The sequence below is a fragment of the Conservatibacter flavescens genome, from assembly GCF_002795425.1.
In the GTDB taxonomy this organism is placed as follows: domain Bacteria; phylum Pseudomonadota; class Gammaproteobacteria; order Enterobacterales; family Pasteurellaceae; genus Conservatibacter; species Conservatibacter flavescens.
This window is the reverse complement of record NZ_PHHA01000044.1, coordinates 1-24,169: the sequence shown is the minus strand read 5'-3', so window position 1 is coordinate 24,169 and position 24,169 is coordinate 1. Positions and strand designations below refer to the sequence as shown.

At 40.6% G+C, this 24,169-nt stretch carries 19 protein-coding genes; 10 read left to right on the top strand and 9 right to left on the bottom strand.

Annotated elements, in window-relative coordinates; all coding sequences use genetic code 11:
* Positions 1–83: 83 nt before the first annotated feature.
* Both hutZ and CVP05_RS12375 read left to right on the top strand, forming a co-directional pair.
* Complete coding sequence (gene hutZ, locus CVP05_RS12380) at positions 84–602, top strand: heme utilization protein HutZ (protein WP_100289868.1); 519 nt, start codon at positions 84–86, stop codon at positions 600–602.
* A 4-nt stretch (positions 603–606) separates the two neighbouring features.
* Positions 607–2,958, top strand: coding sequence for a TonB-dependent hemoglobin/transferrin/lactoferrin family receptor (locus tag CVP05_RS12375; protein ID WP_100289867.1), 2,352 nt, complete (start codon positions 607–609; stop codon positions 2,956–2,958).
* 28 nt (positions 2,959–2,986) lie between these two features.
* Here the strand turns inward: CVP05_RS12375 and CVP05_RS12370 are convergent, their stop codons facing one another.
* From CVP05_RS12370 to CVP05_RS12345, 6 genes are all read right to left on the bottom strand, one after another.
* Positions 2,987–3,682 carry a DUF8095 domain-containing protein gene (locus tag CVP05_RS12370; RefSeq protein ID WP_100289866.1) on the bottom strand — a complete coding sequence of 232 codons (696 nt, stop codon included), beginning with the start codon at positions 3,680–3,682 and terminating at the stop codon, positions 2,987–2,989.
* Positions 3,683–3,725: 43 nt separating this feature from the next.
* Positions 3,726–5,027, bottom strand: coding sequence for a 3-phosphoshikimate 1-carboxyvinyltransferase (gene aroA / locus CVP05_RS12365; RefSeq protein ID WP_100289865.1), 1,302 nt, complete (start codon positions 5,025–5,027; stop codon positions 3,726–3,728).
* An 11-nt stretch (positions 5,028–5,038) separates the two neighbouring features.
* Positions 5,039–6,136: a histidinol-phosphate transaminase gene (hisC, locus tag CVP05_RS12360; protein ID WP_100289864.1), complete on the bottom strand. Its 1,098-nt coding sequence runs from the start codon at positions 6,134–6,136 to the stop codon at positions 5,039–5,041.
* Between the two features lie 52 nt (positions 6,137–6,188).
* Entirely contained in the window at positions 6,189–7,265 is a 1,077-nt protein-coding gene (serC, locus tag CVP05_RS12355) for a 3-phosphoserine/phosphohydroxythreonine transaminase (protein WP_100289863.1), read from the bottom strand.
* Positions 7,266–7,372: 107 nt separating this feature from the next.
* Positions 7,373–8,239 (bottom strand): CAF17-like 4Fe-4S cluster assembly/insertion protein YgfZ, encoded by an 867-nt coding sequence (ygfZ, locus tag CVP05_RS12350; RefSeq protein ID WP_100289862.1) that lies wholly within the window; start codon positions 8,237–8,239, stop codon positions 7,373–7,375.
* 10 nt (positions 8,240–8,249) lie between these two features.
* A complete protein-coding gene (locus tag CVP05_RS12345; protein ID WP_100289861.1) occupies positions 8,250–9,113 on the bottom strand; it encodes a YicC/YloC family endoribonuclease in 864 nt (287 codons plus the stop codon).
* Between the two features lie 99 nt (positions 9,114–9,212).
* On the opposite strand from CVP05_RS12345, the gene rph reads away from it, so the two are divergent.
* Positions 9,213–9,929 carry a ribonuclease PH gene (rph, locus tag CVP05_RS12340; RefSeq protein WP_100289860.1) on the top strand — a complete coding sequence of 239 codons (717 nt, stop codon included), beginning with the start codon at positions 9,213–9,215 and terminating at the stop codon, positions 9,927–9,929.
* Between the two features lie 11 nt (positions 9,930–9,940).
* Positions 9,941–10,582 (top strand): orotate phosphoribosyltransferase, encoded by a 642-nt coding sequence (gene pyrE, locus CVP05_RS12335; protein ID WP_100289859.1) that lies wholly within the window; start codon positions 9,941–9,943, stop codon positions 10,580–10,582.
* 79 nt (positions 10,583–10,661) lie between these two features.
* Here the strand turns inward: pyrE and CVP05_RS12330 are convergent, their stop codons facing one another.
* Positions 10,662–11,156: a YfbU family protein gene (locus tag CVP05_RS12330; protein WP_100289858.1), complete on the bottom strand. Its 495-nt coding sequence runs from the start codon at positions 11,154–11,156 to the stop codon at positions 10,662–10,664.
* Positions 11,157–11,171: 15 nt separating this feature from the next.
* Positions 11,172–11,921: an MlaA family lipoprotein gene (locus tag CVP05_RS12325; protein ID WP_100289857.1), complete on the bottom strand. Its 750-nt coding sequence runs from the start codon at positions 11,919–11,921 to the stop codon at positions 11,172–11,174.
* Between the two features lie 354 nt (positions 11,922–12,275).
* Here CVP05_RS12325 and carA point away from each other — a divergent pair, with 354 nt between their 5' ends.
* The 6 genes from carA to argF all read left to right on the top strand — a co-directional run bounded on the left by carA (position 12,276) and on the right by argF (position 21,975).
* Positions 12,276–13,427, top strand: a complete 1,152-nt coding sequence (gene carA, locus CVP05_RS12320; RefSeq protein ID WP_100289856.1) for a glutamine-hydrolyzing carbamoyl-phosphate synthase small subunit — start codon at positions 12,276–12,278, stop codon at positions 13,425–13,427.
* A gap of 48 nt (positions 13,428–13,475) precedes the next feature.
* Positions 13,476–16,679 (top strand): carbamoyl-phosphate synthase large subunit, encoded by a 3,204-nt coding sequence (gene carB, locus CVP05_RS12315; RefSeq protein WP_100289855.1) that lies wholly within the window; start codon positions 13,476–13,478, stop codon positions 16,677–16,679.
* 273 nt (positions 16,680–16,952) lie between these two features.
* The gene (gene speFL / locus CVP05_RS12860) at positions 16,953–17,114 is read left to right on the top strand and encodes a leader peptide SpeFL (protein ID WP_100289854.1); all 162 of its coding nucleotides are present in this window, start codon (positions 16,953–16,955) and stop codon (positions 17,112–17,114) included.
* Between the two features lie 216 nt (positions 17,115–17,330).
* Positions 17,331–19,493, top strand: coding sequence for an ornithine decarboxylase SpeF (gene speF / locus CVP05_RS12305; protein WP_100289853.1), 2,163 nt, complete (start codon positions 17,331–17,333; stop codon positions 19,491–19,493).
* Positions 19,494–19,559: 66 nt separating this feature from the next.
* Entirely contained in the window at positions 19,560–20,876 is a 1,317-nt protein-coding gene (potE, locus tag CVP05_RS12300) for a putrescine-ornithine antiporter (protein ID WP_100289852.1), read from the top strand.
* 94 nt (positions 20,877–20,970) lie between these two features.
* A complete protein-coding gene (gene argF / locus CVP05_RS12295; protein ID WP_100289851.1) occupies positions 20,971–21,975 on the top strand; it encodes an ornithine carbamoyltransferase in 1,005 nt (334 codons plus the stop codon).
* Between the two features lie 6 nt (positions 21,976–21,981).
* Here argF and rep read toward each other — a convergent pair whose 3' ends face one another.
* Positions 21,982–23,994, bottom strand: coding sequence for a DNA helicase Rep (gene rep, locus CVP05_RS12290; protein ID WP_100289850.1), 2,013 nt, complete (start codon positions 23,992–23,994; stop codon positions 21,982–21,984).
* Positions 23,995–24,169 lie beyond the last annotated feature (175 nt).

The window sequence follows — 24,169 nt, the reverse complement described above, 5'->3', positions numbered from 1 at the left end:
ATCTCCTATATTTGCCATTTTTACTTAAAATAAGCTATAATTTATTGATAACAATTATCAATTACGAAAATTAAGGAGTCGAAATGACAACTAAACAAGAAATATTACAAAATCGTCTTGGCCCTGAAATAGAAGCACTCAAACAGCAATGCCAAACCATTTTGCTAGCGACCGTAGACAAAACAGGAAATCCCAACGTCAGTTATGCGCCATTTGTCATTGAAGAAGGGGAATACCGTGTATTAATTTCAACCATTGCTCGTCATGCTCGAAATTTACTCGAGAATCCTAAAGTATCATTAATGCTAATTGAAGATGAACATAGCTGCCGCCAAATTTTTGCTCGCCGTCGCTTATCTTTTGATGCCACTGTTCGCGAACTTACTCGATATAGTTCTGAATGGCTACGTAGTATTGAGGCATTAAAAACCCGTCATGGCAATTTAATTGATGAATTATCGCGATTAGAAGACTTTAAATTATTTGCTTTTAAACCAGAAACAGGGCTATTTGTTAAAGGATTTGGTCAAGCCTTTCAAGTTAGCAGCCATGATTTAGTCAGCGTTATCCACTTAGATCAAGGCCATATTAGAGAGGAATAACCCCATGTGCAACAAAGTGCATAAGCGAACAATATCTGTTTTATCTACTCTAGCTTTACTGAGCTTTCCCTTATATGGTCTCGCTGAAGAACTGACTCTTGACACAATTGAGGTATCTGCTGATACCACAATCGACACCAAAGCAGCAGTACTCAAAAAACAACAAACAGAAATTCAAAACGAGCTCATTCGAGACACGCGTGATTTAGTGCGCTATGTCAGTGATATAGGGATTAGCGACAATGGCCGACATTTAAAGGGATTCTCTATTCGCGGAGTGGAAGGAAATCGCGTTGGAATTAGCATTGATGGGGTAAATTTACCTGACTTTGAAGAAAATTCCCTCTATGCTCGTTACGGTAATTTTAACAGTTCACGCCTATCCATTGATACCGAACTTGTTCAACAAATTGAAATTGCACGTGGCGCAAATTCCTTTAACGCGGGTAGTGGCGCATTAGGTGGAGATGTGAATTATCGAACCTTAGATGCCCAAAATCTTGTACAACCCGGTCGTCAATGGGGTATGCTTTTACGCGGAGGTTATGCCAGTAAAAATAAAGAATGGGTACGTACTGTGGGGGTGGGTTATGTCGGCGAGAAACTCGATGCTATTTTGATCTATTCACAACGTACCGGCCACGAATTACGCAGTAGCGGACGAGGCTCATACTATGATTTTTCTCAGAGCCAACACCCCGATCCTTCAACTCACCGTTTCCATAGCTACTTAGGAAAACTCAATTACCAAATAAACGCGAATCATCGTATTGGTATCAATATTAACGGACAAACGGGGAGCAATTATACCAATGAACGTTCCTATACCCTTTATCCTGGTGCTTGGCGTGAAGCGGATGATCAACATAAGCGTCTTAATGGGAATGTGTATTATGCCTATACGCCAAACTCGCCTTACCTTGCTTTATTTAAAGCCGATATTGACTACCAACACACCAATCTTGCCGCAGTAGGCTATAAAGGTGGACATCATTGGAAAACTCAAGAGAAGCAACTTGATGAAATTTTTGACCGTCGTATGAAAACAAAATTTACCCGTTTTTCACTCCAATTAGACAGCCAACCCTTATATTTATGGGGGGAACATCATTTAGGATTTCGGGCTTTTATTGCAGAACGCCGGTTTGAAAATATCAACCACGACATCATCGGTATCAATACGCCATATCACACAGGTTATTATTATACTATCCAATATCCTGTCAAAACGCGTTTATATAGCCTTGCCTTTCAAGATCATATCCATTGGTATCCAAAAACTCTCTTCTCAATGCTCACGGGACAAGCAGGCATACGTTATGATCACGAAAAGCTTGTTCCACAATCACTAAATGCCCTCTGTAGTAAAGCCTGTACTGCGGAAGGTAAACCAGACCAAAATACTTTTAGCAATTGGACGGGATTTCTCGGCCTGAATGCGCAACTCAACGACACCTGGTCGATGGGATATAAATTAAGCACCGCTTATCGTACACCCACCGCCTCAGAAATGTATTTTACTTTTACTAATGCTTATGGCACATGGAAATCCAACCCTAGCCTAAAACCGGAACGTAGTCTTAGCCATACCCTATCGCTACAAGGCCAACATGCAAAAGGCCAATTGGATATTAGCGTATATCATTCCCGTTATCGCCATTTTTTATTAGAACAAGAAAATATTATTAAACAAGATGATGGCTATGGTCATACTGTACTTACGCCAATGCAACAAATGGTCAACATCAACCGCGCGCAGATTTCAGGTATCGAAATCAAAGGGAAATTAAACCTTAGCGCTTTACTTCCTGTCTCAGACGCCTGGAAAATGATGGGGGGAGTCGGTTATAGTCAGGGCAAGCTGTCGAATGGTGAAAGCTTATTGTCTATTCAACCACTCAAAACGGTCATCGGTTTAGATTTTGAAGCACCTAATGGAACATGGGGGATTTTTTCACGTTTGACTTATCTCGGTGCCAAACGCCATAACGCCGCAAAAATCGCAGAAAATAGCCGAGTATGTTTACAAACCTCAGTGAATCCTTGGTATCCATTTTATAGTGATCAACCGACCATTTGTACGGATTATGGTTATGAGAAAAACATCACAACATATAAATATCTGAACAAATCTGCTTATCTCGTTGATCTATTCGGATTTTACAAACCCAGCCCCAATATCACATTACGAGGCGGTATTTACAATCTCTTTAATCGCAAATACCATACTTGGGACGCCCTTCGCGGAATCAACGCCCACAGCACAACTAACGCCGTCGATCGCGATGGTATAGGTCTAACACGCTTCCAAGCGCCTGGACGCAATTTTGCAGCCTCTATAGAAATGCGCTTTTAACTGGTGATAACAAAAAGTGCGGTCTTTTCTACCGCACTTTTTCCTTGCCACACACAATACTAGACAATATGCCGACTTTTTCCATCAAATTAGCAATCGCCAAGCGTTTTCCATGTTCACGTTCTTCGGCTCGAATTTTCTCTTCTAATGCCTTATCACTCAAAAAAAACGCTGCCTTATAACCTACATTTTGAGGCTTTTGTTGCTGAAAAAGCGTGCCTGTAATCAAGCTAGTAAAATATTGATTTTCAGTCGCGTAGTAATTTGTCACCATGCGCAAATCAACGCCCCGCTTGCTTGCAAAATCCGAACAAAGGGCTGTATTTGCCGTAAATTGGGCATGACCCACACGCCCTTTACCAAACTCATAGAAATCAAATACCTTACTTTGACCGAGGGCATTTACCCCAGCTGGATCATGAGGATCCACTGATTGTGTATGATTCAACAATATCACACGCATGGGCTGCTCATTAACATCATAAATATAGTAAATATCGCCTAACTTTCGATAAGTATCTATATTATCGAACTTTTCTCTTTGTAATGCCGTACCCTGCTTAGCGGTTTTCTGTCCCCATGCTTCAGCAACCTGCATAAAACTTATTGCTTGGGTTGAACCATCAATTTCTTGATAAGGCAACCAAGCTAATTCATTTTTAGTTGCACAAGCAGATAACATCAATGACGTTAAAAGTGCGGTAAAAAAATGCCGTTTTTTCATTCTGTTTTATATTATTTAAGTAAAACCTATCTCGATTAGGCCATTATTGAGCAATACGCAAAAACTCATCAAAAAATGTCGGGAACGTTTTTGCAGTACATTTCGGATCTAAAATCGTCACTGGTGTATCAGAAAAAGCCACCAACGCAAAACACATTGCCATGCGATGATCGTTATAGGTTTCAATTTCCGCATGTTTAAACTGCCCTAAATCTAGAGGTTGAACGCGGATAAAATCCTCCCCTTCCTCAACTTCAGCTCCGACTTTACGCAACTCAGTGGCCATCGCGGTCAGGCGATCAGTTTCTTTTACTCGCCAATTATAAATATTACGAATTACCGTTTCCCCTTGAGCAAATAATGCAGTTGTTGCAATGGTCATCGCCGCATCGGGAATATGATTCATATCCATATCAATCCCGATCAAGTCTCCTCGTTCAGCTTGGATAAAATCCTCACCCCATGTAATTTTAGCGCCCATTTTTTCCAATACATCTGCAAATAAACGATCGCCCTGAATAGAGTTTTTACCCACGCCTGTTACTTTCACTTTTCCTTTAATCGCGCCTGCTGCTAAGAAATAAGAGGCAGAAGAAGCATCGCCTTCAACCAAGAACACACCAGGTGATTTATATTGCTGCTGGCCTTTTACCACAAAATGCTGATAATGATGATTTTCTACCTCAACGCCAAAAATCGCCATCATATTCAACGTAATATCAATATAGGGTTTTGAGACTAATTCCCCCATAATTTCAATTTCCGTATCCGCACTGGCCATAGGCGCGGCCATTAAAAGTGCGGTCAAAAACTGTGAAGAAACTGAGCCATCAATCTTCACTTTTCCGCCTTGCAACCCCGTATTACGAATAGAAAGCGGAGGATAACCTTCTTGTTCAAGGTATTGAATTTCTGCGCCCGCTTGACGTAATGCATCGACTAAATGCTGAATAGGTCGCTCTTTCATACGAGGTTCACCGGTTAATACAATTTCACTTTGTATAACATCGCCCTCATTAGCCAAACATAATGCAGCGGTCAATGGGCGCATAGCCGTACCAGCATTTCCTAAAAATAATGCTAACCCACTTTGCCAGCTAAATGCCTTACCTAAACCTTGCACCTCACAGACGGATTTATCATCAGACAATTGGTAAGATACGCCTAATTGCTGTAAAGCATTGAGCATATGGCGTACATCGTCACTATCTAATAAATTCGTCAGTTTGGTCGTCCCTTTCGCCAAAGCGGCTAACAATAAAGCGCGATTAGATAAGCTTTTTGAACCCGGTAAATTGACCGTGCCTTCCATATGACTAATCGGGTTGAGTGTAATTGAATCCATAATGTTCTATCCTATAGCCCTAATACTTCTGAAAGTGCGGTTAAAAAACGCTGATTTTCTTCCGGTAAACCGATGGAAATACGAAGATGATTTGGTAATCCATATCCCGCAACAGGGCGCACAATGACTCCTTTGCGTAATAAAGCCTCATAAATAGGCAAGGCGGGTTGACCTAAGTCTAACATGACAAAATTGCCTTTAGAGGGGATATATGCTAACCCTTTGTCTGCAAAAAAACGTTCTAATAATTCAACACCTTGACGATTATTCTCGGCAACTTTTTGAATAAAACTATCATCATTCATTACCGCAATGCCTGCGGCTAAAGCAAGGCTATTACAGTTGAAAGGCTGACGCACTCGATTAAACAATCCCGCAATCTCTTCATTTGAAACGGCATAGCCAATGCGTAACCCCGCTAGCCCATACGCTTTAGACAAAGTACGGCATACCACTAAATTCGGGTAGCGCTGCAGCAATTCAAAGGAATTTACACGCTCACTCGCTGCAGTAAATTCAGTATAAGCTTCGTCTAACACCACTAGCACATTACTCGGCACTTGTGTTAAAAACTGCTCAATTTGCTGATGGGTCAAAAACGTCCCTGTAGGGTTATTGGGATTAGCAATATAAATTAATTTGGTTTTATCGTTAACCGCAGCCAAAAAGCCATTTAAATCATGGCCATAATCCAACGCTGGTATCACACGTGCTTTCGCATTACGCGCCTGTGCAGCTAGCGGAGCAACAATAAAAGTATATTGTGAGAAAATCACTTCATCTTTCTCACTCACAAAAGTTTGAAAAATCAATTCCAACAAATCGTTAGAGCCGTTGCCTAAGGTAATTTGCTCCGAACCCAGCCCAAATTTTTTTGCCACCGCTTGTTTGAAATAAAATCCGTTAGCATCTGGGTAGCGCGTAAGATCATCTAGTGCCTCACGAATCCCTTGTTTGGCGCTTTCAGGAAAACCGAAAGGGTTTTCATTGGAAGCCAGTTTAATGATATTGGAGATACCAAGCTCTCGTTCCAACTCTTCAATGGGTTTACCTGCTTGGTATGGCGAAAGGTGTTGTACACCTGCATTTGCAATAGTTAAAAATTTCATATTATTGACCGCACTTCTAGGGAAATCAGGCGACTTCAGCCACCCGATAGTATTAGATATTTTCCGTTTCAAATTTTTTCATAAAGGCAATTAAAGCTTCTACACCCGCTAACGGCATTGCGTTATAAATCGAAGCGCGCATGCCGCCTAACACCTTATGCCCTTTCAATGCATGTAATCCTGCAGCGGTAGCTTCTGCTACAAATTTCGCATCTAATTCCGGATTACCTGTCACAAAGGTCACGTTCATCGTTGAACGGTTTTCTTTTGCCACCACATTAGAGAATAATGCGCTACTATCAATATAATCATAAAGCGTTTGCGCTTTGATAGCGTTACGTTTTTCATATTCACGTAACCCGCCTTCATTCAACATATGCTTAAACACTAATGCACACAAATACCAAGCAAAAGTAGGCGGTGTATTGATCATAGAGTCCGCTTTACTTTGTACCGCATAATCCCAAATGGACGGTGTTGATTTACGTGCCTTGCCAATTAAATCTTTACGAATAATCGCAATAGTAATGCCGGCTGGCCCTAAATTTTTCTGTGCGCCGGCATAAATCATACCAAATTGGCTAATATCAATTTGGCGAGCCAAAATATTTGAGGACATATCTGCCACTAACACAGCATCGCCTACATTAGGAACATCAAAAATTTCCACACCGCTGATCGTTTCATTCGGGCAATAATGCACATAATCATACTGCGAAGCGATATCACTAAAATCTAAACGGGTGATTTTATAATTATCATCAACAATATTAATTTCATCTATCTCAGCAAAATTGCGAGCCTCTTTAGCCGCTGTTGCCGACCAATGCCCACTGGTCAAATATAATGCCTTGCCTTTTTCACCCAATAAATTCATCGGAATCGCGGCAAACTGACCACGCGCGCCACCTTGCATAAATAAAATTTCATAATTATCGGGAACACCATATAATTGGCGCAAATCTTGTACCGATTGTGCCGCTAACTCCATGAAATATTTACCGCGATGGCTCACCTCCATCACCGACGTTCCCTGATTTTGCCAATTGAGCAATTCTTGTTGAGCTTGTGCTAATACTGCCTCAGGCATCATAGCTGGGCCTGCGCTAAAATTAAATACTTGTGACATTTGACTTCCTGATAACCATTATTTTAATAAAATGACTAAGGGCGATAATCGCCCTCATATGAATATGTTTAGTTGTATCACTAGCTTGCGCTCAACGCAATCATTTTTTAATCTAAAACATAAGACAAGGGTTGAATACACAGCGCAGTATGATCATCTGGCAGACGAAATTGTGTGCTAGCCTCAAGTTGATTGCTTAATACAGCTTGTACATATAACACGCCATCCATGCTCACCGCACTAATTATGCTCCCTGTTTTTCGCCAATTGGTTTCAAGCAACATCTCTAATTCAGACCCGATTGTAGGCATAGTTTCTGTTTTACCGATTAAGGTATACATCGCCCGCTTGTTTGCGCCACGATATTTGGCTCGCGCGACGGTTTCTTGGCCAATATAGCAGCCTTTTTGAAAAGAGATCGCCTGCTCAATATGCTGTAAATTCAAGGCTTGTGGAATAAATTCGAATGCCTGCTGAGCAAGCACAGGAATACCATCTTGAATCTCAAGTCTGTCCCATTCTTGCGCAACACCAATATCGCCTAACTCAATCGCCCAACCCAATGCATTGCTTTGTTCCGTATCAATAATAATACGGCGATTTGGCGCATATTGCACACTGAAATAATCCGAATACAACGTGTCATCATTAGCCACCCCAACCAACCAAACCTTTTCAATCGGCGTAAAGGTCACTTTAGAAAAAACCGCATATTTTTTTAAATTTGCCAAGCCATTTTCAACGAAATGTTTACGCATAAGCAAATAAAACACCGTCTCTTTCACCCGTATCAAACGGAAAAGCGAGACAACTTTTCCCTTTGGATCACAGTTTGCTGTTAAAGTTGATTGTCCTACGGGTAATTTCGTCACATCACATGTTAATTGCCCTTGCAAATATTTTTCCGCATCCTCGCCGGCCACCTCAATCAAGGCATACTGGGTTAAATGCGCTGTGATTAATGTTCCACTCATCCCTATTTCCTTATTCTAAATTCTGAATTTGTTCACGCATTTGCTCAATTAACACTTTCAATTCCACTGCAGAATTCGTGATATCCGTGTTAATGGATTTTGATGCTAAGGTATTCGATTCACGATTAAGTTCTTGCATCATAAAATCTAATTTACGCCCTACCGCGCCGCCTTTTTGCAAAATATTACGCGTTTCTTTTACATGCATTTCTAAGCGGTCTAACTCTTCGGCGACATCAATACGTTGTGCTAATAAAATGAGTTCCTGCTCTAAACGCGTTGGATCTGGTTGTAGCTGAATCTCTTCAAAACGTTGTAACAGTTTGTCACGTTGCCATTGTAAAATTTCCGGCATTTTTGACCGCACTTTTGCCGCTTCAATACTAATTGCTGATAAACGCTGCTGGATAATATCTTGTAATTTTTCGCCCTCGCGCCCGCGCATTGCAATAAATTCTGCCAATAATTCATCAAAGCCCGCTAATAAATCTTGGCTCATGACATCAAGATCTTGTTCAGGTAACTCCACCACGCCAGGATAACGTAACACATCAGTTAAATTGATTTCCCCTTCTCCGGCTTGCTGCTTAATCCATTTCAAAGATTGGATAACCGAATTCGCTAATGCCTGATTTAAGTTAAGTTCAAGTACGGTTTGTTTTTTACTATCAATACGCAAACTACACTCAATTTTGCCTCGCGTCAGATTTTGACGAAGTTTTTCACGTAATGTATTTTCTAGGCCTCGAAATTGTTCTGGCAGGCGGAAAAAATTTTCCAAATAACGCTGATTTACCGAGCGAATTTCCCAAACTGCATCGCCCCATTCTTTTTTTATTTCACGACGGGCAAATGCGGTCATACTATAGATCATAATTTCTTCCTTTACATTGAAAATTTATTCCACATTGTACCCATAAATCCCCCTGCGTGCTAGAATAACCCAATTTTTTAATAGAAAAGAGGAAATATCATGCGTCCGGATAACCGTCCATTAAATCAAGCTCGCCCAATTAAAATTACTCGCCACTATACAAAACACGCTGAAGGATCCGTGCTCGTCGAGTTTGGAGATACGAAAGTGCTCTGTACCGCTTCTGTTGAGGAGAATGTACCTCGTTTTCTAAAAGGGCAAGGGCAAGGTTGGGTCACGGCGGAATATGGTATGTTACCACGTTCAACCCATAGTCGTATGCAGCGGGAATCTGCCAAAGGTAAACAAAGCGGCCGTACGATGGAAATTCAACGCTTAATCGCGCGTTCTTTACGTGCCATGATTGACTTAACCGCCTTAGGAGAACGTTCAATTACGTTGGATTGTGATGTGATTCAAGCCGACGGTGGAACACGTACCGCTTCAATTACCGGCGCCTGCGTTGCGCTTTGTGATGCTATCCATCAATTAATGGCAAATGGCACCTTAAAAACCAATCCCATCAAAGGATTAGTCGCCGCAATTTCTGTTGGCATTGTCAACGGTGAGGCCGTTTGTGATTTGGAATATGTCGAAGATTCTGCGGCAGAAACAGATATGAATGTTGTGATGTGTGAAGATGGTCGAATGATTGAAGTACAGGGTACGGCTGAGGGTGAGCCTTTTAGCCATGAAGAATTATTACAATTGCTTGATCTTGCCAAACAAGGTTGCCAACAAATTTTTGCCGTACAACATCAAGCACTCGCACAATAATTGAGGTCAATATGCAAAACTACAAACAGCAATTTATCGAATTTGCCCTTAGCCGTAATGTGTTGCGTTTCGGTGCTTTCACACTTAAATCAGGACGTGTCAGCCCTTATTTTTTCAATGCGGGGTTGTTTAATACCGGTGCTGATTTGGCTCGTTTAGGGGAATTTTATGCCGCTGCCATTCAACAAAGTGCGGTAAATTTTGATATGATTTTTGGTCCTGCATATAAAGGTATACCCATCGGAACCACCGTATCCATTGCCCTAGCAAATCAATTCAACGTTGACAAACCTGTTTGCTTTAACCGTAAAGAAGCTAAAGATCATGGTGAGGGAGGGAATTTAATCGGTAGTCCGCTACAAGGCAACGTTTTGCTAGTTGATGATGTCATTACAGCTGGTACAGCTATTCGAGAAGCGATGGATATTATTGCTGAACATGGCGCCACATTAAGTGCGGTTTTAATTGCTTTAAACCGCCAAGAACGCGGCAAAGGCGAGCTATCCGCCATTCAAGAGGTTGAGCGGGATTATCAATGTCAGGTATTCTCGATTATTGATTTAGATGACTTGATGCAATTTATTGAGAAAGATGAAAAATATCGTCAATATTTGCCAGCTATGCAAGCTTATCAAGCCGAGTTTGGTATTTAATTTTCCCAAATTCCATCAATAAAACAGGCTACGTTTTACAACTCAATAATTAGGGCGCATCATGCGCCCTAATTGACAATTAAGCATTCAAAATACGTTCAATTTCACTCGCGCTGAGATGATACTCATGTGGACAGCTATGTAACACATCTAACATTTTGCTATATTTATCCCACATTGGTGTTTGAGAATCACAGCCATGCTCGCACTCCATCACATGCTGATATTTTCCCTCTATCCCCGTAATAAAACGTAAATAATTAAGGTATTTACGCTCACGGATAGCACAATATCCAGGAAATTGTAAACGCAATTCACTAATGCTAGATTTATCCGCTAGTTGCTCATATGACACATTTAGCGCATTATACATTTCCAAAGTATCTAACACCATTTGGCATTCTTGTTCTGATAAATCACAAAACTCTTTATCCAACTCTTTTAATTCTCGGCGGAAGCCACCCTTTACAATAGCTTCTAAGCGTTGGTATTTTCCGGCATTTTGTGGCTCTAATAAGGCCATGAGTTTATATTGATTCGTCAAAATAAGACGTTGGGTCGAGGTCATTTCCATAACAATATCCTTAATTTAGTCTATTTCTTTTAATTCATCTTCAGAGAGCACTTCCTGCTTTTCTGAGCCTTTGCCATCTGTTACTCTAAATTCTAAATTTTGATAATACGCTTCACGAAACGTAATATAAGGATCCTGAGCTTGTTGTAATAACGCATCTTGATCTAATAATTTTGCCCGAGCATCTATACCTTGCACACCCCACTTAACTAATGCCCATGGCCCACCTACCCACTCATAAAAAGGATAGGTATAAGCAGAATCAACCACAGATCCTACGGCTTGTCTTGGCGTGGTTGGCCCATAGAGAGGTAACATAATATAAGCACCCGGCTCGACGTTATAGCTTCCTAACGTATCACCAAAAGTACGATTTCCATCAATTTTCAGCGGTTCGCTATAACTTGCCCAGTCAATCAGTCCGCCTAAACCAAACACGGAATTAATCCAAAAGCGGTTAAAATGCACCATCGCTTTTTGCCCTTCGCCTTCCAGTAAACGGTTAATAAAACTGACCGGCTCATCAAGATTATTCGCAACATTTACTAAGCCCGTGCGAATAGGAGACGGCACATATTCTTTCCAACCTGTTGCGACAGGTTTTAACACGTAAGGATCCACTACATTATAGTTAAAGCCCCACATTGTACGGTTAAATCCTTCTAAGGGATCATTACGTTCACCGGTTTGTGGATCCGTTGTCGCACAACCTGTCAATACGATACTGCCTAATAATACTGTTGCAAGAATATTTTTCTTTTTCATAACTGCCTTCCAAACCTAAAAGTATGTACCTATTGTAAACAACTTAACCCTTTACTACAAATAATTTACGCGCATGATAGCAAAAGAGATACTTGCTTTTATTTGGATATTTATGCAAAATAAATGAATAAATAATCAATTAAACGTTTGCGAATTCTGCTTGAAAGGAAAGACTAGCTCATTTAAAATAAAAGCGCTTAGTCAACTTGATTAACATTCAGACACGATTTGGTTAATTTATAATACTGCCGTGACAAAAAAGTGCGGTCAGTTTTGTCGAATTTTACTAGGTTGTGGTTAATGAACATTCGTAAGTGTTCAACCCAAATAGATTACATTATTTAGGAGTAATTCATGTCTGAACCGGCAATTTTAGTCCTCGCGGACGGTTCCATTTTCCATGGTACCGCAATCGGTGCTAGCGGTCATACTATTGGTGAGGTCGTATTTAATACCTCAATGACAGGTTATCAAGAAATCCTAACGGATCCTTCTTATTTTCAACAAATTGTAACCCTCACTTATCCCCACATCGGCAATACTGGGACAAATGATGAAGATGCCGAATCTCATGCAGTTTATGCCAGTGGCTTAATTATTCGTGACCTTCCGTTACTACACAGTAATTTCCGTGCAAATGCAAGTCTTAGCGATTATCTTAAAGCCAATAACGTCGTGGCTATTGCAGATATAGACACCCGTCGCCTAACCCGGATTTTACGTGATAAAGGCGCACAAGCGGGCTGTATCATGGCTGGGGATATTGATGAACAAAAAGCCTTATCTCTTGCCAAAAGTTTTGGCTCGATGGCTGGTAAAGATCTTGCTCAAGAAGTGACCACTTCCGAACGTTATGAATGGATTGAAGGGGAATGGAAATTGGGACAAGGCTTCGTATCAAATAATCATCCTGAATTTCATATTGTGGCGTATGATTTTGGTGTCAAACGCAACATTTTAAGAATGCTGGCTGAGCGCGGTTGTCATATTACTGTTGTGCCTGCCACAACCCCCGCCAAAGACGTCTTAGCCCTGAATCCTGATGGTATTTTTCTTTCTAATGGCCCAGGAGACCCTGAGCCTTGTCATTATGCCATTAATGCGATTCAAGAATTATTAGCAACCAAAAAACCTATTTTTGGTATTTGTTTAGGCCATCAATTATTAGGCTTAGCCGTTGGCGGTAAAACGAAAAAAATGGCATTTGGTCATCATGGTGGTAATCATCCGGTACAAGATCTGGACAGCCAAAAAGTCTTGATTACCAGCCAAAATCATGGCTTTGAAGTTGATGAACATAGCTTGCCAAAAAATGTGAAAATCACGCATCGTTCTTTATTTGATCATTCTGTGCAAGGCATTGAATTAACGGATCAGGTAGCATTTTCATTCCAAGGTCATCCTGAGGCAAGTCCAGGTCCTCATGATATTGCCTATTTGTTTGATAAATTTACTGATGAAATGCGTAAAATCAAACATACACATACTCAAGCGATCGCCTATTAATCCAAATAGTAAGGGCTATGGACCCACTTAAGATAAAGAGATACTAAGATGCCAAAACGTACAGACATAAATACCATATTAATCATTGGAGCAGGCCCGATTGTCATCGGGCAAGCTTGCGAATTCGATTATTCCGGCGCTCAAGCATGTAAAGCGCTACGTGAAGAAGGCTATAAGGTAGTATTGGTGAACTCTAATCCTGCCACCATTATGACTGACCCAGATATGGCGGATGTCACGTATATAGAGCCAATCACGTGGGAAACAGTAGCAAAAATTATTGAAAAAGAACGACCTGATGCCATTTTACCGACAATGGGAGGGCAAACGGCGCTCAATTGTGCATTAGATCTATCCAAAGAAGGGATATTAAAAAAATACAATGTGGAATTAATTGGTGCAACTGAAGATGCCATTGATAAAGCTGAAGACCGTGGCCGTTTTAAAGAAGCCATGGCTAAAATAGGCTTAAACACACCAAAATCCTTTGTCTGCCATACCTTCGAAGAAGCTTGGACCGCACAAGCAGAAGTTGGCTTTCCAACCTTAATTCGTCCATCATTCACGATGGGGGGTTCTGGTGGAGGGATCGCCTATAATCGAGATGAATTTCAAGCAATTTGCGAGCGTGGTTTTGATGCCTCGCCCACCCATGAATTATTAATTGAACAATCCGTATTGGGTTGGAAAGAATATGAAATGGAAGTGGTACGTGATAAAGCGGATAACTGCATTATCGTATGTTCCATCGAAAACTTTGATCCAATGGGTGTTCACACCGGCGACTCAATTACTGTCGCCCCTGCTCAAACCCTAACCGACAAAGAATATCAAATTATGCGTAACGCTTCTTTGGCAGTATTACGTGAGATCGGGGTAGATACAGGTGGCTCAAATGTTCAATTTGCGATAAACCCAGAAAACGGGGAAATGATCGTAATTGAGATGAATCCTCGTGTGAGCCGCTCTTCTGCGTTGGCTTCAAAAGCAACCGGTTTTCCTATCGCGAAAGTGGCTGCAAAACTGGCGGTAGGTTATACCTTAAACGAGTTGCGTAATGATATTACAGGTGGCTTAATTCCAGCCTCTTTTGAACCATCAATTGATTATGTCGTCACTAAAGTGCCTCGCTTTGCCTTTGAAAAATTTCCACAGGCCGATGATCGCTTAACCACCCAAATGAAATCCGTTGGCGAAGTGATGGCGATGGGACGGACTTTCCAAGAATCGCTACAAAAAGCCTTACGCGGTCTAGAAACCGGTATTTGCGGATTCAATTTAATGTCAGAAGAACCAGAAAAAATCCGCCAAGAACTCGGCAATCCTGGCCCAATTCGTATCCTCTACGTTGCCGATGCATTTGGCGCTGGATTTAGCCTAGAAGAAGTCCATCATTACAGTAAGATCGATCCTTGGTTCTTAATTCAAATTCAAGATTTAGTACAAGAAGAACTCGCATTAGAAAAACGCCACTTAGATGAATTAGATTATGCAGAATTACGCCGTTTAAAACGCAAAGGTTTCTCTGATAAACGCATTGCACAACTTACCCAAACTAGCGAAAGTGCGGTAAGAAATAAACGACATTCTCTTAACTTACACCCTGTTTATAAGCGCGTAGATACTTGTGCGGGTGAATTCAAATCTGATACTGCTTATCTCTATTCTAGCTATGAGGAAGAATGTGAAGCCCGCCCATCAGAGAAGCAGAAAATCATGATTCTAGGTGGTGGGCCAAACCGTATAGGACAAGGCATTGAGTTTGATTATTGCTGTGTACACGCAGCATTAGCCTTACGTGAAAGTGGCTTTGAAACTATCATGGTAAACTGTAATCCTGAAACCGTTTCTACAGATTTCGATACTTCAGATCGTTTGTATTTTGAACCATTAACACTAGAAGATGTACTCGAAATCATTCATGTGGAAAAACCTTATGGGGTCATCGTGCATTACGGTGGTCAAACGCCACTAAAACTGGCGAATGACTTACACGCCAATGGTGTAAATATCATCGGTACCTCCGCCGAAAGCATTGATGCGGCAGAAGATCGGGAACGCTTCCAACAAATCTTAAAAGATCTGAATTTAAAACAGCCGGAAAACCGTACTGCTCGCAATAGTGAAGAAGCCGTAACATTGGCAAACGAAGTGGGATATCCATTAGTTGTACGTCCTTCTTATGTATTGGGCGGCCGTGCAATGCAAATCGTATATAATGATGACGAATTGAAAAAATATATGCGTGAAGCGGTATCTGTCTCCAACGATAGTCCGATTTTACTCGATCATTTCTTAAATAACGCGATTGAAGTCGATGTAGATTGTATCTGTGATGGCGAACAGGTCTTAATCGGTGGCATCATGCAACATATTGAACAAGCCGGTATTCACAGTGGTGATTCAGCCTGTTCTTTACCACCTTATTCCCTCAACCAAGACATTCAAGCTGAAATTCGTCGCCAAACCAAAGCGATGGCGCATGCCTTAAATGTCGTGGGCCTCATGAATGTACAATTTGCGATTCAAGATAACGTCATTTATGTATTAGAAGTGAATCCGCGTGTAAGTCGCACCGTTCCATTTGTGAGCAAGGCGACAAGCTTGCCATTAGCAAAAATTGCTGCACGGGTTATGGCGGGAATATCTCTGAAAGAACAAAATATTCTCGAGGAAATCACACCGCACTTTTATGCGGTTAAAGAAGCGGTGTTCCCATTTATCAAATTCCCTGGTGTAGATGTCATTTTAGGGCCTGAAATGCGTTCAACCGGTGAAGTCATGGGCGTAGGTAAAACGTTCTCTGAAGCATTCCTGAAAGCACAATTAGGCGCAGGTGAACGTATTCCAAAAACAGGTAAAGTCTTTGTCTCCGTCGATAATCGTGATAAAGCCCGTTTGTTACCAATTGCACATGCTTTACAAGAATTAGGTTATGGATTATGTGCCACCATCGGTACGGCAAAATATTTACGCGAACATGGAGTAACGGTACAAACCGTCAATAAAGTACGCGAAGGCCGTCCACATATTGTTGATGCCATTAAAAATAATGAAATCGTTATGGTGATAAATACAGTAAGTAATTTGTCTGAATCGGTGGCTGACAGCCATTCTATCCGTCGTAGCGCTTTACAACAAAAAGTGTTCTATCAAACAACGATGGCAGGTGCAGAGGCGGCTATCCAAAGTATAAAAAGCTTATCACAATATGATGTTTATTCAGTACAAGAATTACATCAACAATTATAATTAATCACCAAAGTAAATGGGATTTATATCCCATTTACTTTTAACATTTCATCTCACATTTGCGTAATATATCTATCACATACTATTTCAAATAATAATACATTTAAATATATTCAATAACAGGGTTAACATTTCTAAAATATATTATTTTACTTTAAATAAAACAATATAAAAAATATGATTAAATAAGTTGACTTTTAAAATAATAAAACTAAACTCTATCTGAATTTAAATAAAATATAAGGCGGTTTTAAATAAAACTAGGAGAATCTTATGTTGATATCAGATATTCACAGAGAATATAATCCTACTAAAGGTCGTTCTCTTATGGCTCATATTCGCAGAACAAGACATATTATGATGCCTTCCCATCGCTCGTGCTTTTCTTACTCTATCTTTGGCTCTAGAATCTCGCCGTTCCACAGCTTTATTTAAAGCCTGTGCTTTCAAACCCCTGCTAAATGAATTTTATTTATTTCATTATATTTTATATTGAAAAATAATTTTATTTAGCTATTCCAAATAAATAATAAATAAACATCTTTCTGTTTAAGTGATAAATAACAGAGTCGTTTTTATTATTTATATTCGTACGCTATTACTTATAAATAATGGCGTGAATTATCTTTATTTAAAATCAAGGAGAATATTATGCGAAATTTAAAAATAGCATATAGTCCACTCGTGAAAAAATACTTCACATCTCATCGAGAATTAGTCTCTATTCATGAGACTGATTTCACCGATGTCGCAGCGGTAGTATTAAGCTCAGTTGAAATTCAAGAGCATATTGCTTCCATTAAACAAACTGAGTTTAACCTCCCTATATTTGTTGTACTCAGTGAAGGCGATAAACTCGATCAAACCTATTTCGATCAAATTTATCATATTCAAGATCTCAATAATTACGATCTTACTTTATATAGTCGCCAAATTGAGACCGCTGCACATCTTTATGAAGAAAAGCTACTACCACCATTTTTTAAAATGCTAAGTGAGTATGTGGAAATGGGTAATTCGGCATTTGATTGTCCAGGACATCAAGGTGGTCAATATTTTCGCAAACATCCTGCGGGGCGTTTTTTATATGATTTTTATGGAGAAAATATTTTCCGTTCCGATATCTGTAATGCCGACGTAAAACTTGGTGATTTATTAATTCATGAAGGCGCCGCTTGCGATGCACAAAAACATGCAGCTCAAGTGTTCAATGCAGATAAAACATATTTTGTACTCAACGGCACATCCTCAGCCAATAAAGTCGTCACTAATGCATTACTTGCCCCAGGTGATTTAGTACTCTTTGACCGTAATAACCATAAATCAATCCATCATGGCGCATTGATTCAAGCTGGTGCGACGCCAATTTACCTCGAAACCGCACGTAATCCATTCGGTTTTATTGGTGGTATTGATAGCCACTGTTTCGACGAAGATTATTTAAAAGGGCTCATCAAAGAAACCGCTCCTGATAAATTAAATTTAGCTCGTCCGTTTCGTTTAGCGGTGATTCAATTAGGGACCTATGACGGTACCATTTACAATGCTCGTCAAGTAGTGGATAAAATTGGTCATCTTTGTGACTATATCTTATTTGATTCTGCTTGGGTAGGCTATGAGCAATTTATTCCAATGATGAAAGACTGCACACCATTATTATTGGAATTAAATGAAAACGATCCTGGTATTATTGTGACCCAATCGGTGCACAAACAACAAGCCGGTTTCTCACAAGCCTCACAAATTCATAAAAAAGATAAACATATCAAAGGACAAGAAAGATATTGTAACCATAAACGCTTTAATAACGCGTTCATGCTACACGCCTCAACCAGTCCATTTTACCCAATGTTCGCTACCCTAGATGTCAATGCCAAAATTCAAGGCAGTGCCGCGGGTCGCCGGTTATGGCAAGACTGCGTAAAAATTGGTGTCGAAGCACGGAAAATCGTTTTAAATTCTTGTGAACTCATCAAACCGTTTATCCCAACTCAGGTAAATGGTAAAAAGTGGCAAGACTATGACACCGATGAAATCGCCAATAATTTAGAATTTTTTAAATTCCATGCTCAAGATAAATGGCATCAATTTGAAGGATACGCAGAAGATCAATATTTTGTTGATCCATGTAAATTCTTACTCACAACACCAGGTATTAATATTGAAACCGGTGAATATGAATCATTTGGCGTGCCTGCAACTATCTTAGCCAATTATTTACGCGAAAACGGTATTATTCCAGAAAAATGCGATTTGAACTCCATCTTATTTTTGTTAACGCCTGCTGAAACCTTAACAAAAATGCAAACCTTAGTCGCCCAAATCGCATTATTTGAGAAGCATATCAAACAAAACTCCTTATTAAAAGACGTATTACCAACAGTTTACGAAAATAATGCTGAACGTTATCGTGGTTATACTATTCGTCAATTGTGTCAAGAGATGCACGATCTCTATGTAAGCCGTAATGTCAAACAATTACAGCGCGCGCTCTTCCGTCGTGAAACATTCCCAACTTATGCCATGAATCCACATGAAGCGAATATTCAACTTATTCGCAACAAAGTGGAACTCGTGCCATTAACTGACATTGTTGGGCGTATCGCAGCGGAAGGCGCCTTGCCATACCCTCCAGGCGTGCTTTGTGTCGTACCCGGTGAAAAATGGAGTAGCACAGCCCAACAATACTTCCTCGCACTAGAAGAAGGGATTAACTTGCTACCAGGTTTTGCACCTGAAATTCAAGGGGTCTATTTACAACATGATCCTGATGGACGCACACGCGCTTATGGCTATGTATTGACTGAATACTAATTACAACAAAAGTGCGGTAGGTTTTAAAAAAGTTTTCGCAAAACAACCGCACTTGGAGACAAAATTATGAGTACGAAAAGTAATAAAATTGGTGTCGTTCAGCTGACCATTTTAACGATGGTAAATATGATGGGTTCCGGTATCATCATGTTGCCAACAAAATTAGCTGAAATAGGAACAATCTCTATTGTGTCTTGGCTCGTCACAGCCGTTGGCTCAACTGCCCTGGCTTATGCTTTTGCACAATGTGGAATGTTTAGCCGTAAGTCAGGCGGCATGGGAGGATATGCGGAATATTCTTTCGGTAAAGCCGGAAACTTTATGGCAAATTACACTTATGGGGTTTCCTTAATTATTGCCAACACCGCTATCGCAATCTCTGCAGTAGGTTATGGTTCAGAATTAATGGGAATCACACTTTCGCCTATTTCCATTGCCATGTGGACTATCTTTACCCTCTGGCTTGCCACAGTATTAAACTTCGGTGGCGCTCGCATTACCGGCAATATCAGTTCCTTTACTATATGGGGCGTTATTATTCCCGTAGTCGGCTTATGTTTCATTGGGTGGTATTGGTTTGATGGCGAACTGTATGTACGTTCTTGGAACCCTCACAACGTGCCCACATTTGAAGCGATTGGTGTTTCCATTTCCATGACTTTGTGGGCATTTCTCGGTTTGGAATCTGCTTGTGCCAATACTGATGTGGTCGAAAACCCAGAAAAAAATGTCCCTATTGCGGTTTTAGGCGGAACAATTGGGGCAGCTGTGATTTACATTATTTCAACCAATGTCATCGCGGGCATTGTACCTAATTTAGAATTAGCGAATTCTACCGCCCCATTTGGTTTAGCCTTTGCGCATATGTTTGATGAAACTACGGGCAAAATCGTTATGGGGTTAATGGTATTATCTTGTTTTGGTTCTTTACTGGGTTGGCAATTTACCATTGCGCAAGTATTCAAATCTTCTGCAGATGAAGGCTATTTCCCAGCATTCTTTAAAAAAGTCACCAGCAAAGATGCGCCTGTAGTAGGTATGATTACCATTACCGCCATTCAAACCCTACTTTCGTTGATGACCATTAGTCCTTCATTAAACAAACAATTTAATGTCTTAGTGGATTTAGCTGTCGTGACTAATATTATTCCATATTTGCTTTCGATGGCAGCATTAGCCGTATTACAAAAAGCGGAACATGTGCCGGCCTCAAAAGCTAAATTGACCACCATTGTCGCCTTTATTGGCTCCTTATACAGCATCTATGCGCTTTATGCTGCGGGAGAACAAGCAATGACATATGGCGCCATTGCCACCTTTATCGGCTGGACATTATATGGTTTTGTATCAGATCGTTTCGATATTCATCAAAAAATATCATAACGCACAACTATCCCTTCGTCTCTGAAGGGATAGTTTTTTTTAGCCAAGCGAGTATAATTAATTTACACTCACCATATCTAAGGAGAAAACTATCATGCCAGTCAATCTTCGTAATCGCCATTTCTTACGTCTTATGGACTTCACCCCTCAAGAATTTCAATTCTTACTCGATTTATCCGCAGAACTCAAAAAAGCGAAATATACTGGTACTGAACAACCCCGCTTAAAGGGTAAAAATATCGCTTTAATTTTTGAAAAAACCTCAACCAGAACACGCTGTGCGTTTGAAGTCGCTGCGTTTGATCAAGGGGCAAATGTCTCTTATATCGGACCAAGTGGCTCACAAATCGGCCACAAAGAGTCCATGAAAGATACCGCTCGTGTGCTAGGTCGTATGTATGATGGTATTCAATATCGCGGTTATGGACAAGAACTCGTTGAAACATTAGCAAAATATTCGGGTGTTCCTGTTTGGAACGGTCTAACCGATGAATTTCACCCAACCCAAATTTTAGCAGACTTCCTCACCATGCTTGAACACAGTGAAGGCAAGCGCCTTAATCAAATAAAAATGGCTTATTTAGGTGATGCACGCAATAACATGGGAAATTCCTTTGTAGAAGGTGCTGCACTGATGGGATTGGATCTACGTCTAGTTGCGCCAAAAGCCTATTGGCCAGAACAAACATTACTCGATGAAGTCGCTGAAATCGCGAAAAAAACGGGGGCAAAAATCACTTGCACAGAAAATGTAGATGAAGGCGTAAAAGACGTTGATTTCCTTTATACTGACATTTGGGTATCTATGGGCGAACCTGAATCAGCTTGGGAAGAACGCATTAATTTAATGAAGCCTTATCAAGTAAATAAAGCCCTACTTGAACGCACTGGTAATCCTAAAGTGAAATTTATGCATTGTCTGCCGTCATTTCACGATGAAAATACCAGTGTAGGTAAAGCGATGGCCGAAAAATACGGTATGAATGGCTTAGAAGTCACAGACGAAGTCTTTGAATCCGATGCCTCTATCGTATTTGATGAAGCTGAAAACCGCATGCACACCATCAAAGCCGTTATGGTCGCGACACTGGGACAATAGTTTATCCTACTTTTTCAATGCCGCCCGTAGGCCTGCTAAGCCACTGGCGGCTTTTTGTTGCTTTTGTTCTTCGGTCATGGGCGGTTTGTCGCGCTCCCATTGTAAATCATCAGGCGGCAATTCCAATAAAAAACGACTAGGTTCCGGACGTAATAATTCACCGAATTGGCGGCGTTCTTTACATAACGTAAATCGCAACGTTTGTTGCGCGCGAGTGATCCCCACATAGGCTAACCGCCTCTCCTCCTCCACATTGTCTTCATCAATACTGGTTTGATGAGGCAAGATACCTTCCTCCATACCGATTAAAAACACATGGGGAAATTCTAGCCCTTTGGAAGCATGCAAGGTCATTAATTGCACCTGATCGCTTTCATCATCTTCCTCCCCGCGCTCCAACATATCGCGTAAGGTCAAACGAGTGACAACTTGGTTTAAACTCATCGGTTCATCAACTTCATTACCTTTGAGCATGTCAGCCACCCACTCAAACAATGTCGCCACATTACGTGTTTGCATTTCAGCGATTTTCGGACTATTGGCATGTTCATACAAATATGCCTCGTATTGCACACCATTTAACATGGATTTCACCGCGTTTTCAGGCTCTGAGCGTAAGGCCTCATCGCTTAATTCCACAATCCAGCGAGCAAATTTTTGCAGGGCCTCATAAGCCCTCGGTGTTAAACGTTGAATCAGTTCAAAATCAAAAATGGCCTCAAATAAGCTCACCTGTTTTTCTTGCGCCAACTCCCCTAATTTTTGCAACGTTGCCGTGCCAATTTCTCGTCTCGGTGTGTTCACTATGCGTAAAAATGCCGCGTCATCATCTTGGTTCACGACCAGTCGCAAATAGGCCATCATGTCTTTGATTTCCACACGAGAGAAAAACGATGTACCGCCTGAAATTTTATAGGGAATACGGTTTTGCATAAGCATTTTCTCTAGCAATCGGGATTGATGATTGCCGCGATATAAAATGGCATAATCCTTATATTTTGTTTTATGAGAAAAGCGGTGTGCGATCAGCTCTCCGACGACACGTTCAGCCTCATGATCTTCATTTTTCGCCTCAATAATATGTAACTTCTCGCCCTCACCTAAATTGGAAAACAATTTTTTATCAAACACATGTTCATTATTATCAATCAGAATATTTGCACAATGTAAAATCCGCTGAGTAGAACGATAATTTTGTTCTAATTTAATCACTTGTAAACGAGGAAAATCATCACGCAAGCGAATCATATTCTGTGGACGCGCCCCGCGCCAAGAGTAAATGGACTGATCATCATCACCAACCACAGTAAAACGCTCACGTTCTCCCACCAACAATTTAATCAATTCATATTGGCTCGTGTTCGTGTCTTGATATTCATCGACCAACAAATAACGAATTTTCTCCTGCCATTTCGACCGCACTTCTGCATGCTGTTTAAATAACAGTGTTGGTAGCATAATCAGATCATCAAAATCTAAAGCATTATAAGCGCGAATTTGTGCGGCATAACGCCCATAACATAGCGCAAAGGTACGTTGTCTCTCATCTCTCGCCTGCGCTAAAGCTTGTTCAGGCATAATAAGATCGTTTTTCCAATTCGATATTGTCCCAATCAATGCCCGTAACAAATCCTTATCTTCTGATAACAAATCTGCCGTTAATTCTTTCAATAAAGCCAGTTGATCATGCTCATCAAATAATGTGATATTACTTTTAAACCCTAAATGCTTATATTCTCGTTTAATAATATCAAAGCCTAAAGTATGAAATGTGGAAACAATCAATCCCTTACTTTGCGCTTTGCCAATGGAATGTGCCACCCGTTCTTTCATCTCTCTAGCGGCTTTATTGGTAAACGTAACCGCAGCAATATTTTTCGGTAAATAACCGCACTTTTCTACCAAGTACGCGATTTTATTAATAATCACCCGAGTTTTACCCGACCCTGCGCCAGCCAAAACCAAACAAGGCCCAGAGACATATTCAACGGCATGTTGTTGTTGAGAATTCAGTTTCATATTCTTTCCATATTTCCACAAATATCATAAATTATAACGAATTTCCCTGATAAATGTCTCACGCTTACCGCATTTTTAGGTTATGATACCGCCCATTATCATTTTGTCCATCAACCCAGTGGCTTCAATATTATGGAATACCAAAAACATGGAAGGTCAGTCAGTCAGTCAGTCA